Source organism: Vibrio sp. 1249-1, from assembly GCF_033340495.1.
Genome location: NZ_JAWOWJ010001172.1, coordinates 1 through 517, shown reverse-complemented (window position 1 = coordinate 517; position 517 = coordinate 1). Strand labels below are relative to the sequence as shown.

General features: G+C 48.0%; 1 protein-coding gene. It reads right to left on the bottom strand.

Annotated features, from left to right (window positions below):
- On the bottom strand, positions 1-517 hold a 517-nt coding region (locus R7Z50_RS31090), incomplete at both ends, for an ATP-binding cassette domain-containing protein (RefSeq protein ID WP_318150225.1).

Here is a 517-nt window from a genome sequence, read left to right as displayed (position 1 = left end):
GTTACCAGTTGGTTCGTCAGCCAAAACTAAGTCAGGCTTGTTCACAAGAGCACGAGCAATGGCCACACGCTGGCGCTCACCACCAGACAGCTCTGATGGGCGGTGATCCATACGATGGCTCAAGCCCACTTTCTCAAGCAGCGCTTTTGCCGCCTCTTTAGCTTCTGTCACTTTAGTTCCGCCAATCAGCAGTGGCATTGCGACATTTTCGAGCGCCGTAAAATCAGCAAGTAAGTGGTGAAATTGATACACAAAACCAAGATGTTTGTTGCGAAGAGCAGCCTGTTTATTGGAGCTTAACGCCGATAGGTTCTGCCCTAAAAAATCCACTTCACCTTGCGTAGCGTCGTCCAATGCGCCAAGGATATGAAGCAGCGTACTCTTACCTGAGCCCGATGAGCCAACAATAGAAACGAGCTCACCTTTATCGATATCAAAGCTCACGCCTTTCAACACTTCCGTATCCAACGAACCTTCTCGGTATACTTTACGAATATCACGACATTCTAATAGCTTA